Raw genomic sequence first — 13,121 nt, 5'->3', positions numbered from 1 at the left:
CCTCCGCCCGACCATGGCTTGGCTAGCAATACCTTTGGAGGGGTTGTTTTGGATATCGTGCTCGGCGTATCGATGGCCCCGGCGTCGATTCAGATGGTTCTTCTCGAAGGTGAGAACGCCGAGGGAGCCACGGTCGAAGAGGACGAGTTCGACGTCTCTGCTGCCGACGACGCGCCGACCATCAGCGCGTCTGATCGAGTGATCGCCGCCATCCTGGGCACGCGTGAGGGCGCCGCCGATGCCGGCCTCGAGCTGTCGTCTATCGGGGTCGCGTGGACCGACCAACTCGAAGCGGCAACCCTGCGCGACGCACTCGCCGCCCACAAGCTCGAGAACGTCATGCTGGTATCGGCGTTTCTGGCTGCGACCTCGCTGACTCAATTCGTCGGCGGCGCAATGGGTTACGAGCGTACCGCGCTGATGTTGATGGAGCCCGACACCGCAACTCTGGCCGTCGTCGAGACCGCCGACGGTTCCATCGCGGATGTTTACCAAGAGCGGTTGAATGCCACGCCCGGGCGGCTGACAGACGACGAGCTGATGCACCTGGTCGCCGGACTCGACCAGCTGCCGACGCACCCGGACGGACTGTTTGTGCTCGGCGCCGGCGTTGACATCGCAACGGTCAGGGCGCAATTGGAAGACGCGACGTCGCTTTCCGTGAGCGCGCCCGAAGAGCCGGAGACGGCCCTGGCCCGCGGGGCGGCCCTCGCGTCCGCGAACGCGTCGTTGTTCGCGTCGTCGACGGCCGCGCTGGCCTATGCACAGGACCCCGGCACGGGCGCTGTCGACGCGAACGCCCTTCCCGAGTACCTGAGCATTGCCGCTGCCGAGCCTGGCGAGGACGACCTTGCCTACAGCGCGGTCGCGGACGATGAAACCAGCGCCCCAACGGTCGTCATGGACGCGGCCGTCCGTCGTAGGTCGGGACTGCTGGTCGGAAGCGTGCTGGCGGTCGCGGGCTTTAGCGCGGCGTTGGCACTGGAGGTAGCACTGTCAGTCGGCGTCCACTCGACGGTCGGGTTGCTACCCGCCCCGCTGCACAATCTCATCGCCCCGGCCGAGCAGGTATTCGCCCCTGTACCAGCGGAAGTCGCGGCTACCCCGGCGGCGGCACCAAAGCCGTTGAGTCCGCCAGCGGTCCCACCGCCGCCGGCGGCACCGGTTCCCGCGGCACCGCCGCCCGCGGCTCCGGTCCTCCCGGCCCCGATTGCGGCGCCGCCGGTGCCCATTCCGCTGGTTGTCCCGCCGATCGCGCTGCCCGCTCCCCCGCCAGTAATCCTGCCGGACCCTCCGGCGAACCCGCCGGTCCTTCAGGCGCCGCCGCACCCGTCGCCACCGATCGATTCGCCGCCGCCGCTCCATGTCCCGCCGCCGGTCCACGTTCCGTCGCCCGCGCCGCCGAAATCGCCGCCGCCCCACCAAGTTCCCCCGGCGCAGGGCCCGAATCCCGGCGGCGGGGCCGCCGGCAACCCGGGCGGACCTGCTACCGGCCCCGGTCCGAGCCACGGAACTCCCGGCGACGGCGCGCCGCACGACGTCGGCCCGGCCGGCGGTGGTGGGCCAGTTGGTGGACCGACGGGCGGTGGTGGCGCGAGCTCTGGCGGAGGTGCTAGCGCCGGCGGTGGCACGAGCAGCAGCTCTGGCGGCGGCAGCAGCAGTTCTGGCGGCGGTGCCGAGAGTGGCGGCAGCGGCCACCGGTAGCCATCCCGTTGGCTGTAGCCAAAACGTGATGAAGTCTTGATCAATTGCGAACGCGCCCTTGCACTTCCACTGTTCAGGACCCCCTTACCATCACTATTGCAACGGTGTCAGTTAAAGGAATTGGAGCCATGCAGGCGGTTGTTCGGTGTGTTCTTGCCGTCGTCGGGATGGCCGGGAGCGTGGTTGCGAGCCCGGCCGGTGTAAGTGTGGCCGCGGCGCACCAGCCGCAGCATTTCGCCATCGCGTCGGTTCTCCCGAAGCGGGGCGAGGTCGTGGGTGTCGCGCACCCCCTGGTGGTGACGTTCGACGCGCCCGTCGCGGACCGGCACGCGGCCGAGCGTGCCATCGCGGTCAAGTCGACACCGGCGATGACCGGCAAGTTCGAATGGCTCGACAACAAGGTCGTGGAGTGGGTGCCGGACCGATTCTGGCCGGCGCACAGCACAATTCCGCTCTCGGTGGGCGGAGTGTCCACGGAAATGAAGACGGGTCCGGCCGTCGTCGGTGTCGCCAGCATCGCCGAGCACACGTTCACCGTGACCATCGATGGGGTCGAGGCGGGACCGCCGACGTCGCTCCCCGCGCCGCACCACCGACCTCACTTTGGAGAGCCGGGCGTCATGCCGGCCTCGATGGGCAGGCCGGAGTACCCCACTCCCACAGGCACCTACACCGTCCTGTCCAAGGAACGCACGGTGATGATGGATTCGAGCAGCGTCGGCATCCCCGTCGACGATCCTGACGGCTACCGTCTTCCGGTGGATTACGCCGTTCGCATCACCGACCATGGCCTCTTCGTGCATTCGGCTCCCTGGGCGGTCAATTCGCTCGGCTTGGACAATGTCAGCCACGGCTGCATCAGCCTGAGCCCCGAGGACGCGGAGTGGTACTACAACACGGTCAACGTCGGTGACCCAGTGATCGTGCAGGACAACAGCATCGAAGTTCCGCGCATAGTCTCTCGGTGACTCGCTTTCTCCCTAAACGCGCCGAAATGCCCTGACAGCACAGGCCTTTCACCGCCCTCGATACAAACGGACCCGCTGGTGACAACCCAGCGGGTCCGTAGTGTCCGGGAAGGGGTCGCGTCAGCGCGCGCCCGACGGACCGGGCATGACCGGCTGACCGGGCACCGGCCCGCCGGTCGGCGCCGGGCCGGTCGGCGCGTCCTTGACGCCGGACATGTCGAGGATCGGAGCGGCCGCGACACCATCGACGGGTGCACCAGCCGCCACCGGACCGCCGAGCGCGATCAGCGGAGCACCGGCCGGCACCACCGGGGCGACCGGAGCGCCCAGGGGAAGGGGCAGCGGGCCGGGCAAGAGCGGAACGCCGGCCGGCACGACGGGCACGATCGGGGCGCCAACGGGACCGGGCACCACCAGCGGAACGCCGGACATGTCCGTGAGCGGAGCGGCGCACGTTTCGACGACCGAGCCACCGGCGGCGAGTACCGGTCCGCCGGCGGCTTCTGCTGGTCCACCAACGGCCGCCGGCACCTCGCCCGCCTGCTGCTGGGTGCACGCGTGACCGCCCGTTATCAGCGGGGCGGCCGCCGCGTCTGGGCTCAACGCTATGGCGGCTCCGCATAACCCGGCGCTCGCAACTACTTTGATGCTGAACCGCTCCACCATCAGCGTCGACTCCTCTATGCGCGCTCAGATCTTCCAAAAGTCGTTCCCGACGACCGGATCAATTCTCGGCAGACAATATGGAACATGAGCCACGCCGCACCGCGCCGTTTCCAAATGGTGACGTCACGACGTTGTCACAAGTCGGACCGGCTACCGCGACCTGCGCGGACCTGCACCGATGTGTTACGAACAGCGTGTGGTGGTCTTCAAGCGAAATGATCGGAAGCCGGAAAGCTCCGAGCCGGCCGTCGGGCAGGGCTACCACCGGCAGTGGCTCGAGAACGCCGAACGCCGGGGCGTGCCTTCCGACGTCGTCGCCGCGATCGCCCGAGAGCACGGCATCACCCCGGAGAGCTTCACGATTCTCGCGCACTGCGCCGAGATCAAAGATCCGGACGGCAAGTCCTTCTTCCTCCTGCCGCGGGGCGTCGCCGGAAGCGACGCGCGCAAAGCGGCGCTGATGACCTACGTCCTGAACGCCGGGACGGACTACGGCAGGGCGGGCAAGCAACCCACGGACTTCCCCGAGACGCCGTACACCGCCACGGAGGTTGGGCGGATCGTCAACCGGCAGAAGGCAAACCGCTGGAGCTACGAGCAGGATGTCGGCTTCGCGCACCGCAACGGCGGGCGCCTCGTCACCACGCCCAACGGCATACTCATGGGCCTCGGCGGCAATCGGGTCCAGAAGCTGTTCAGCAGGGAGGGTGGCACCGCCTGGGGCGACATCTTCATGGTCAACGTCGACGACTCGATCGGCACCGAACAACGGCTTCGCCAGATCGTCGAGTCCGGGCATGCCTGGTATTGCGACCGCAATGGCAACGCTTTCGAGAGCAACCTCGCGCTGGACCGGGTGTTGCACCACGAGGAGCTGCACTGCCAGCAGTGGGCCGATAAAGGCCATGCCGGCATGATCACGGCCTACCTCTGGGAAGTCGTCCGCGACAAGGTCTTTGGCAAGGTCAACAGGCTCGAAGCGGACGCCGGCCTGTCCGACGGCGGTTACCGCTGAGCCGGGCAGCGCGAAGTCACAACGCGCGAATTCCGTTGTGGAGCACCATCAAACCGATCAAGACCAGGATGGCCGCCATCAGCGCGGCGTTGTTGCGCTCCATCCAGGTTTTGAGCCGTGCCAGCGGATCGTCTAGGCGGTGACCGACCTCCGCGTAGGCCAGCACCGGGATCGCGACCGTCGACGCGGAGAGGGCGACGAAAAACGCGCCGCATATCAGCCCGTCGACGACACCAAGGTCGTTGGTGCCGATGGCCAAGCCGGCGGCCAGGCACATGATCAGCACCTCGACCCTCACCACCGTCAGCGCCAGCCCGGTGATCGCTGCCCGCCTCGGTGTGATGGTGGCAAATGCCCGCATCCACGCCGGCGACTCGCTGTGGCCGTGGCGGGTCAGCCACCGGTAGATGCCGAACAGGATCAGTGCCGACCCGAGGACCACGCGCAGCCAGGACGCCCACCTAGGCGGCGCGTTGTGCATCCCACCGAGCGCGCCGGAGGCCGCGACGAAGATCGCGGTCTGCGCCGCCAGCCCGAATACCCAACCCCCGAGGAAGGCCAGGCTGGTGGGTCGCGGCCGCGGCGTCTGCAGCACCAGGACCGCGGGGATGATCGACAGCGGCGAGATCGCGACGACCAGCGCCAGCGGAGTGAGCACGCTCAGAACGGATCCCCAGCTAGTTGCCACGGGCAGCAATCTTCGCACTGACCGCGGGATCGTGCCAGCGAGCGCGCCGGGTGTGGTCGTGTTGACCCCGAAAAGCCGCTGGAGTGGTTGGATGTGACGTGCGGTGCAACAACATTCGTTGCGCTCCCAGACAGGGGGGATGATCGCGTGACTCGGACCCACCTTGGACACATTTTTCACCTCACCGGCGCACCGCCGCTGTCCGAAGCCGCCGCGGCCCTGGTGTCGATTCCCGAGGGTGCGCTGGTGGTCGGGGACGACGGCAAGGTCGCGTTCTGCGGCGAGCGCGCCGACATCCCGCTGAAGTACCGGTCGGCGCCGGTATCCAATCACAGACCCGGGTTTCTGCTGCCGGGCTTCGTCGACGCCCACGTGCATTTTCCGCAGACGTTTGCCGGCGACTCGTACAACGGGGGGCAGCTGCTGGAGTGGCTGACCGGCTGCATGTACCCGTCGGAGGCCCGCTTCGCCGAGCCGGCGTTCGCCAAGCGGGCGGCCGTCGAGTTCTGCGACCGGCGCATCGCGAGCGGAACCACCGCGGCCATGGTCTTCGGGTCCGCGTTTCCCCACGCCCAAGACGCGCTGTTCGGCGAGACGCAGCGGCGAGGACTGCGGATCGTCAGCGGCCGCGGCATCCAGACCGTCGGCCCCAAAGCAGCTGAGCCGTTGATGACGTCCGAGTCCGATGCGCTGCGGTTGGTCCGGGAGGAGATCGACAAGTGGCACGCGGCGGACACCGGAGACGCGAAGACCGCACGGTTGCACGTCGCCGTCGTTCCGCGCTTCGCGATCGCGGTCACCGCCGAGGTGCTGAAAAGCCTTGGTGAACTGTATGATTCGGTGCGCGATCGGGGTGTGTATTTCCACACCCATCTCAACGAGAACAACCGCCCGGAGACCGGCGAGGTCGCCGAAACCAAGAAGATCTTTCAGGTCGACACCTACCTGGATACCTATGACGGCAGGTTCCTGCCGGGCTCGAAGGTCGGCGGGCCGAGCATGCTCGGGCGCCGTAGTGTCATGGCGCACGCGGTGCATTGTCAGGATTCCGAACTCGAGCGGATGTCGGAGACCGGCACGTCGATCGCGCACTGCCCCGTATCCCAGCAGTTCCTCGGCTCGGGCACCATGCCGTGGCTGCGCACGGTTGCCTCCGGTGTAAACATCGCCGCCGGAACGGATTTCGGCGGCGGGGACGAGTGGCCGATACCGCAGGTGCTCGCCGCCGCCTTCAAGGTGCACATCTCGGAGCCGGGCGACGCCGGGGTTTCGATGCACCCCGCCGAAATGCTGTTCCTCGGAACGCTGGGCGGTGCACGCGCACTCGACATGGAGGACCGGTTCGGCAACTTCGACGTCGGCAAGGAGGCCGACTTCGTCGTCATCGACCCGAACCGCACGCCGGCGCTGAAGGCCGTGATCACTCAGGGCGTGCGGTCCGACGATCCGGCCATGGCCCGCGACCAGACGCTGTTCGGGTTGCTGATGAGCACGCGGGAGACGTCCATCGCCGGAACCTACGTGCAGGGACGCCGCCTGGCTCCGGCCGAACCCGCGAGCGGCTAGCCCCGTCGGCGCAGGGTCCAAGCCGGGACCCAATGCGTCACGCTTCTCTGCTTGGACCCGTATGCGATCGGATAGGTGACCAGCCCCCACCAGTCGCCCTGCTCGCAGAGCCCCCAGCAGGTCAGCCGGCCCTCCACGACCTTGTGCAGTTGCAGGCCGTTGGGCTGATACCGGCCGGACCGGTGCGGCTCGCGCGGGAACAGCACGGTCAGGTCCACCAGCACCGTGATCGGCGGGCGCACCACCCGAAACGGGCTGCGGACCGGCTGCCCGTTGTACCCGATCGACGCGAGCTGACCCATTGATCGATCATACGTTCGAATCACCGGTTCGTTGAGTCCCCACAATTGCGGCGCGGGCGCCAGGCCGAATCGATAGAGTCGCGTCACCGATAACGAGGGGAAGGCGCCATGAGGAAGTTTGCGGCCGCAGGACTAATGGCATTCGCCGGGCTGATGACCATTGCGGTGGGCGTAGCCAACGCCGATGAAGTGGAGGTCGAGGGCAACTACTCGAGCCAGGGCGGTTGCGAGGCGGACGGCCCGCACGTCGAGATCACCCACAACGACCACCTCTACACCCATTGGGACTGCCGCCTGGGCCCCGACGGTTTTTGGCACGTGTGGCTGAGTAACTGAGACCTGCCTTCTGGCAACATAGCGATGTGCTGAGCGAGTCACGGCCTTCCCGTGGTGCGCTTCGCGGTAACCGGCTGGCACCGCCGCCGGCCGCACTCGACCCGCTGATCGTTGGAATACTCGCCGCCACCGTCAGTCTGATCGGCGCCGGGCGCCCGTCCTTCTGGTACGACGAGGCGGCAACCATTTCGGCCTCCTACAGCCGATCCCTGGCCCAGTTGTGGCGGATGCTCGGCAACGTCGACGCCGTGCACGGGCTGTACTACCTACTGATGCACGGCTGGTTCCAAATCTTCCCGCCCACCGAGTTCTGGTCCCGCGCACCAAGTGGCCTCGCCGTCGGGGGCGCCGCCGCCGGCGTCGTGGTGCTGAGCAAGCAGTTCTCGTCGCGCACCGTCGCGGTGGCCGCCGGGGTCATCTGCGGGATCCTGCCGCGCGCGACGTGGGCAGGCATCGAGGCGCGGCCCTACGCGCTGTCGATGATGGCGGCAGTGTGGCTGACCGTGCTGCTCGTTGTCGCCGCTCGCCGCGACAACGCTTGGTGCTGGCTGTATTACGCGATCGCCCTGGCGTCGTCGATCCTGCTCGAGATGTACATCGTCCTATTGTTGTTGGCGTATGTCGTTTTCGTCTGCGCGTTCTGGCGCAGTCGAGCCGTGCTCGTTCACTTCGCGATCGCTTCGGTCCTGACGGTTGGCGCGCTGGCGCCGTTCGCCTTCAAGGTCGTCGGGCAGGTTCAGCAGATCAAATGGATCGCTCCGATCGGGCACCGGACCATCGAAGACGTGACGGTGCAGCAATACTTCGAACGGAGCCCACCGTTCGCGGTGTTGTCGGCCTTGGTGGTGGCGGCAGCAATTGTCTTGTGGCTCAGCGGCTCTGCGAAACTCAAAGAGTCGGACCGGCAGCTGTTGACGTTGGCGGCCGCGTGCCTGGTGATACCGACCGCCCTGATCGTGATCTGGTCGGCCGTCGCGGTCCACCCGATCTACACGCCGCGCTATCTGTCGTTCACGGCGCCGGCGGTGGCGCTGGCCCTCGGTGTCTGCATCGGCACGTTGGTGATCAACCGCTGGGCGGCGACGGGCATCGTAGTGCTTTTCGCTGTGGCAGCTGCGCCGAATTATGTTCGGGCACAACGTAACCCGTACGCAAAATACGGAATGGACTACAGCCAGGTGGCGGATCTCATCACGACGAAGGCCGCACCGGGCGATTGTCTGCTGGTCAACGACACGGTGACATTTATGCCCGCCCCGATGCGACCGTTGCTGGCGGCGCGTCCCGATGCCTATCGGAAGCTGATCGACCTCACCCTGTGGCAACGGGCAACCGACCGCAATGAAGTCTTCGACACCAACCTGATACCGGAAGTCGTCGCCGCGCCGCTAAGTCATTGCGGCGTGGTATGGATCATCACCCAGGCCGACGCGACGCAGCCGGCCCACGAGCAGGGCGCGGCACTTGCGCCCGGTCCTCGCTACGGCGCGACGCCCGCGTTCGCTGTCCCGCGCGATCTGGGCTTCCGGCTGGTCGAGCGATGGCAGTTCAACCTGGTGCAGGTAATCAAAGCCGAGCGATGAGCGCCTACCAGATGTGGATGTAGTCGATGAGCATGTCCGCCGGGAAGGTCCCCGCGGCCGGGTCGCCGGCGCCCACCCCGCCGACGGCGAGGGTGAACATCGGAGTCATCCAATAGCCGGGGTTGTTGAACGGCCAGCGCATGTCCTCGGGAGGGCCGCCGTAGACATGGATGGGCTTGTTCGGCACGCTGAAGTACGGTGCCGCCCCGTCGCGCGAGAATTGGAAACCCTCCGGCCCCCAGTGCATTCGCCACGTGTGCCAACCACCGTCCACCAGACCGGGAATCGATTTGCCCTCCCACGTTTTCCCGTTCGATGCCGCGTGGACAGTGGTGCCCGGAGCCCAGGCGCCGTTGCCGTACCACTCGAAGATGTCGACCTCGCCGTCGGGCATGGGATCCTCGTTGACGCCCCAGAACGCGGACCACAGGCCGGGGAACAAACAGTTGAGCTTAATCCGGGCTTCCCAGGTTTGGTTGATCATGCTGCGGAAGTTGCCGCGCAGTTTGCCGCTGTAGTAGGTGCCCATTTCGTGGGTGGCGCGCAGGACGAGGTTGGAGTTGCCGTCGAGGAACACGTTTCGGCGGTCGTCGCGGTAGATGCCCTCGACCGGCGGGAACACGTCGTCCTGCCAGGTCTGCACCGTCCACTTGCCCGGATCGGGACCTGAGCCCGCCGGGCCGTCGAATTCGTCGGCGAAGATGTACGGCCCGCCGCCACCGGCCGACGGCGCCTGCGGCGCCGACGGGGCCGCCCAGGCCTCGGGCATGCGCATCGCGGCCCCGATCATGCCGAGCCCTGTCGTCAACAACATGCTGCGACGATCCATCTACCAACCACCCATCGTTGAAGTCGGGAACTCTGACTCGGTGCGCCCCTTCTCGGCAACTGTCGCAAACGGTGTTATGAAACCATGCACCAGGATGCTACGCATCCCACCTCAGGTGGTTTTCAAAAGACACGCACCCAGTGGACCAGCATTTCCGCCGGGTAGGGCCCGAAATCCGGCGATCATCATCATCATCCGACGCCGATCCATATCTGGACGATAGCAGCCCATTTTCGGCCGCGTGCTCGGCGCGCGCCACCCGGCTTCGCACCGTTCAACCATCAAGCTTGTTGACATTGCCCGTGTCGGTGGTATCAAGGAGCTTGATACCTCTGATGTGTTGAAAGGAATAGAGATGTCTGGTGGATTTTTCGGCGGGTTCGGTGGGCCCGGTTTCGGTGGGCCCGGTTTTGGCGGACCCGGTTTTGGTGCTCCCGGCTTTGGTGGTCCCGGCTTTGGCGGCTGGGGCGAAAAGGGTTGGGGACACGGCGGGTTCGGCGGCCCCGGCTTCAAGGGCGGCTTCGGGCCCGGCGGTCGCCCCTTTCTCAAGCGCGTCGCGTTCGTGACCGCGGCCCTGCTGCTCGACGGGCCGGCCGACGCCGCGCAGATCGTGCAGCGGGTGTCCGACGCGACCGAGGGTGCATTCACCCCGCCGCAGGACGTGGCGGAGCTGGCCATCGGGCTGCTGGCCGGCCGGGGTGTGGTCACGGTCGACAACGGTGTGGCGACGCTGACCGAATTCGGCCAGAACCTGCTGTCCTGGCGCGGCGTCAGCAGCGAGACCGCGCACGCCTTCCTGGGTCGAGCGGCCAAGTTCGGCGATGTGTTCAAGATCCGCAGGACCCTCTTCGAGGTCGCGGGGCTGGCGCGCACGATCACCTGGACCGGCACCGACGAGCAGAAGCAGCAGCTCGCCGAGACCCGCACCAAGGTGCTGGAAGCCCTGACCGACGCGAAGAAGACTCTGCACCGCGTCCTCGGCGAGAGTTAGGCCGAGGTCGGCTCGCTCAGCTTGACCAACATCTTGCCGATGTTGGCCCCGGTGAATAGGCCGTTGAGGGCGTCGACGCACGATTCGACGCCCTCAAACACGGTCTGGCGGTGTTTGATCCGGCCTTCGTGCTCCCATCGATGAAGCGCGGCGAAGGCCTCGTCGAAGCGACCCCAGTCGTCGAGCGCGTTGAAGCCCTGCATCAGCGCGGTCTTGGACAACAGGTTCACGTAGTTGGCCGGTCCGGGGTGCTCTCCGCTGAGGTAGCTGGAGATCACCCCGCACAGCACCACCCGCGCCTTGGTGGCCAGCCGGCCCAACACCGCGTTGAGTATCGGCCCGCCGACGTTGTCGAAGTAGACGTTGACGCGCCGCGGGCAGTGCTCCTTGAGCGCGGCGGCCAGGTCATCGTTCTTGTAGTCGATACACGCGTCGAAGCCGAAGTCCTCGACCACCGCCCGGCATTTCTCCGGGCCGCCCGCGATGCCCACCACCCGGGCGCCGGCGATCTTGGCGATCTGCCCGGCCACCGATCCAGTCGCGCCCGCGGCCGCGGAGACGACGACGGTCTCGCCGGGTTGGGGCCGGCCGATGTCCGTCATCCCGATGTAGGCGGTGGCCCCGGTCGGGCCGTACACCGACATGACGGCCAGCTGGTCCACCGAAGCCCGGCCGGGAACGGGCGTGGTGAACACGTCGTCGCGCACGATTGCGTACTCCTGGAAGCCCGTCAGCGTGGTGACGACATCGCCGACGGCGTAGGCGCCGCAGCGTGATTCCACGACTTCCCCGATCCCGGCCGCGCGGATGACCTCGCCCAGCTGCACCGGCGGAAGGTAGCCCGGCTGGTCGTTCAGCCAGGTCCGCACCGCGGCGTCGAGCCCGACGTAGGTGGTTCGGACCAGGGCCTCACCCTCGGCGGGCCGGGGTGCCGGCTTGGTGAGCAGTTCGGTGTCACCGGGCTTGACCAGACCGGTCGGGCGACGACGCAACACGATCTGGCGATTCGGCAAGTCGGGCACGATGCAGAAACTACCGAACGGGTCGAAATTACCGGAATGAATGGCATATTCAGTGCATGAACCCGCACGAAGACCCGGAAGACCGGATCCGGGAACTTGAGCGCCCGCTGGCCGACTCGGCACGCACGTCCGAAGTGGGAGGCTCGCAACCGGCCGATCAGGCCTACGCGCCCGGACCGGGCGTGCCGCCGCCGCCGAACCAATGGAGCTACGGCGGACCCGTTTCCGGGCCACCGCCGAACCCCCCGTCAAGCAACCGCGTGTGGTGGATCCTGGGCGCCGTCATCGTCATCGGCGTGCTCGCCCTCGCCGGCGGGATCGCGGCGTTCGCCGCCCATCAGCTTTCCGGGGTCCGGTCGATCATCACGTCCCCGCCGACGATTTCCGTTCCGTTTACGTCACCGGCCAACAGCCCGACCACATCACCGCCGTCGAAGAGCCGGACCCGAACGTCGACCCCGTCGACGTCCGCCACCGCACCGGCGGGTGGCCAGCTCACCATCTCCGGGATCAACGAGAATCGGACCGTCGCCTGCAACGACAGCGTCGTCAGCGTGAGCGGGGTCTCCAACACCGTTGTGATCACCGGTCATTGCGCGAGCCTGACTGTGTCCGGCGTCCAGAACGCGATCACCGTCGATTCCGTCGACACCATCGACGCCTCCGGCTTCGACAACAAGATCACCTACCATACGGGCACACCGAAGATCACCAATGCCGGTGGTTCGAACTCCGTCGAGCAGGGCTGACCGCGCACGAAATGCGTGATGCCCCAACGTGATTAGGGCGTCGGCTCTTCCGTATCGTCGTCGAGGACGCTGGCCGCGATGCCGTACGGCAAGAAACGGACCTTGCGCTTGGGGTCCACGTTGTCCTTGTTGGCGCGCAGCGCGTCGATTTCCGTCGCGTAGACCTCCTCGACGCGCGCGCCACCATCGCCGTCCACGGTGTAGATGGCCCACACCCCGTCACCGGCCTCGCCGGTGGTCTCCGGTCCGGACCGGGGCCGCCGCGACAGGTCCTCGAAGATGGCCGACCATCCCGCCCGGCCGCCGGGGGCGGCGACGAAGTTGCCGATCCGCTCGAACAAGTCACGCAGTCCCTCGCTGCCCTCCCTGATCATGCGATCGAAGTCGTCGGGATCGAATCCGAATGCACCGTGTTCGCCCACGGGACCTCCTTACGGCTCGTCGGAGTTATTGCCCAGTGTGCGCCTAGTCGCCGTCGTCTGCCACGGACGATCGCCCAGGGCTTAAGGAGCCGGGGGCGGTGGCGGTGGTGGTGGCGGCGGGTTGATCGGAATCGGCACCGTCACGAACGGGAGACGCAGGTACATCGTGAGCGGCGGCCGCGCCGGCTCGTACTGCGGAGGTGGCGGCGGCGGCGCGTACTGGGGCGGGGGCGGGGGGGGGGGCGCGGGGGCCGGCGCTGGTGCCTGTGGGGCGGGGGCC

Annotated in this window: 14 protein-coding genes and 1 pseudogene; 8 read left to right on the top strand and 7 right to left on the bottom strand. The window is 67.2% G+C overall.

All coding sequences use genetic code 11. From position 1 onward, the window contains the following. Positions 1 to 72 precede the first annotated feature (72 nt). Together A5747_RS25680 and A5747_RS13395 are read left to right on the top strand one after the other, a co-directional pair. A complete protein-coding gene (locus A5747_RS25680; RefSeq protein WP_304528782.1) occupies positions 73 to 1,704 on the top strand; it encodes a hypothetical protein in 1,632 nt (543 codons plus the stop codon). A gap of 128 nt (positions 1,705 to 1,832) precedes the next feature. Next, complete coding sequence (locus A5747_RS13395) at positions 1,833 to 2,672, top strand: L,D-transpeptidase family protein (protein ID WP_076124926.1); 840 nt, start codon at positions 1,833 to 1,835, stop codon at positions 2,670 to 2,672. A gap of 120 nt (positions 2,673 to 2,792) precedes the next feature. Here the strand turns inward: A5747_RS13395 and A5747_RS13390 are convergent, their stop codons facing one another. Then, positions 2,793 to 3,338, bottom strand: coding sequence for a hypothetical protein (locus A5747_RS13390; protein ID WP_076124924.1), 546 nt, complete (start codon positions 3,336 to 3,338; stop codon positions 2,793 to 2,795). Between the two features lie 196 nt (positions 3,339 to 3,534). On the opposite strand from A5747_RS13390, the gene A5747_RS13385 reads away from it, so the two are divergent. After that, on the top strand, positions 3,535 to 4,353 hold the full coding sequence (locus A5747_RS13385; protein ID WP_233148040.1) for a hypothetical protein: 819 nt from the start codon (positions 3,535 to 3,537) through the stop codon (positions 4,351 to 4,353). A gap of 16 nt (positions 4,354 to 4,369) precedes the next feature. Here A5747_RS13385 and A5747_RS13380 read toward each other — a convergent pair whose 3' ends face one another. Beyond that, complete coding sequence (locus A5747_RS13380; RefSeq protein ID WP_076124921.1) at positions 4,370 to 5,041, bottom strand: GAP family protein; 672 nt, start codon at positions 5,039 to 5,041, stop codon at positions 4,370 to 4,372. A gap of 147 nt (positions 5,042 to 5,188) precedes the next feature. On the opposite strand from A5747_RS13380, the gene A5747_RS13375 reads away from it, so the two are divergent. Beyond that, positions 5,189 to 6,607, top strand: coding sequence for an amidohydrolase family protein (locus A5747_RS13375; protein WP_076124918.1), 1,419 nt, complete (start codon positions 5,189 to 5,191; stop codon positions 6,605 to 6,607). Here the strand turns inward: A5747_RS13375 and A5747_RS13370 are convergent. Next, on the bottom strand, positions 6,604 to 6,909 hold the full coding sequence (locus A5747_RS13370) for a hypothetical protein (RefSeq protein WP_076124916.1): 306 nt from the start codon (positions 6,907 to 6,909) through the stop codon (positions 6,604 to 6,606). The genes A5747_RS13375 and A5747_RS13370 overlap by 4 nt on opposite strands. 108 nt (positions 6,910 to 7,017) lie before the next feature. Here A5747_RS13370 and A5747_RS13365 point away from each other — a divergent pair, with 108 nt between their 5' ends. Beyond that, the gene (locus A5747_RS13365; protein WP_076115603.1) at positions 7,018 to 7,245 is read left to right on the top strand and encodes a hypothetical protein; all 228 of its coding nucleotides are present in this window, start codon (positions 7,018 to 7,020) and stop codon (positions 7,243 to 7,245) included. A gap of 74 nt (positions 7,246 to 7,319) precedes the next feature. Then, entirely contained in the window at positions 7,320 to 8,828 is a 1,509-nt protein-coding gene (locus tag A5747_RS13360; RefSeq protein WP_076124931.1) for a glycosyltransferase family 39 protein, read from the top strand. Positions 8,829 to 8,832: 4 nt separating this feature from the next. On the opposite strand, the gene A5747_RS13355 is transcribed toward A5747_RS13360, so the two are convergent. Further along, positions 8,833 to 9,657, bottom strand: a complete 825-nt coding sequence (locus A5747_RS13355; RefSeq protein ID WP_076124913.1) for a family 16 glycosylhydrolase — start codon at positions 9,655 to 9,657, stop codon at positions 8,833 to 8,835. Between the two features lie 355 nt (positions 9,658 to 10,012). Between A5747_RS13355 and A5747_RS13350 the strand changes: the two genes are divergently transcribed. Beyond that, complete coding sequence (locus tag A5747_RS13350) at positions 10,013 to 10,648, top strand: hypothetical protein (protein WP_076124911.1); 636 nt, start codon at positions 10,013 to 10,015, stop codon at positions 10,646 to 10,648. On the opposite strand, the gene A5747_RS13345 is transcribed toward A5747_RS13350, so the two are convergent. Further along, entirely contained in the window at positions 10,645 to 11,670 is a 1,026-nt protein-coding gene (locus A5747_RS13345) for an NADP-dependent oxidoreductase (protein WP_076124909.1), read from the bottom strand. The genes A5747_RS13350 and A5747_RS13345 overlap by 4 nt on opposite strands. A 56-nt stretch (positions 11,671 to 11,726) precedes the next feature. Between A5747_RS13345 and A5747_RS13340 the strand changes: the two genes are divergently transcribed. Continuing rightward, positions 11,727 to 12,419: a DUF3060 domain-containing protein gene (locus A5747_RS13340; protein WP_076124907.1), complete on the top strand. Its 693-nt coding sequence runs from the start codon at positions 11,727 to 11,729 to the stop codon at positions 12,417 to 12,419. Between the two features lie 32 nt (positions 12,420 to 12,451). Here the strand turns inward: A5747_RS13340 and A5747_RS13335 are convergent, their stop codons facing one another. Next, positions 12,452 to 12,841: a hypothetical protein gene (locus A5747_RS13335; protein ID WP_076115597.1), complete on the bottom strand. Its 390-nt coding sequence runs from the start codon at positions 12,839 to 12,841 to the stop codon at positions 12,452 to 12,454. Positions 12,842 to 12,922: 81 nt separating this feature from the next. Next, positions 12,923 to 13,121, bottom strand: a pseudogene (locus tag A5747_RS13330) (hypothetical protein); the annotation flags it as partial.

The sequence above is a fragment of the Mycobacterium sp. IS-836 genome, assembly GCF_001954275.1.
In the GTDB taxonomy this organism is placed as follows: domain Bacteria; phylum Actinomycetota; class Actinomycetes; order Mycobacteriales; family Mycobacteriaceae; genus Mycobacterium.
The sequence above is the reverse complement of the archived record's forward strand: the minus strand, read 5'-3'. Positions and strand labels throughout refer to the sequence as shown.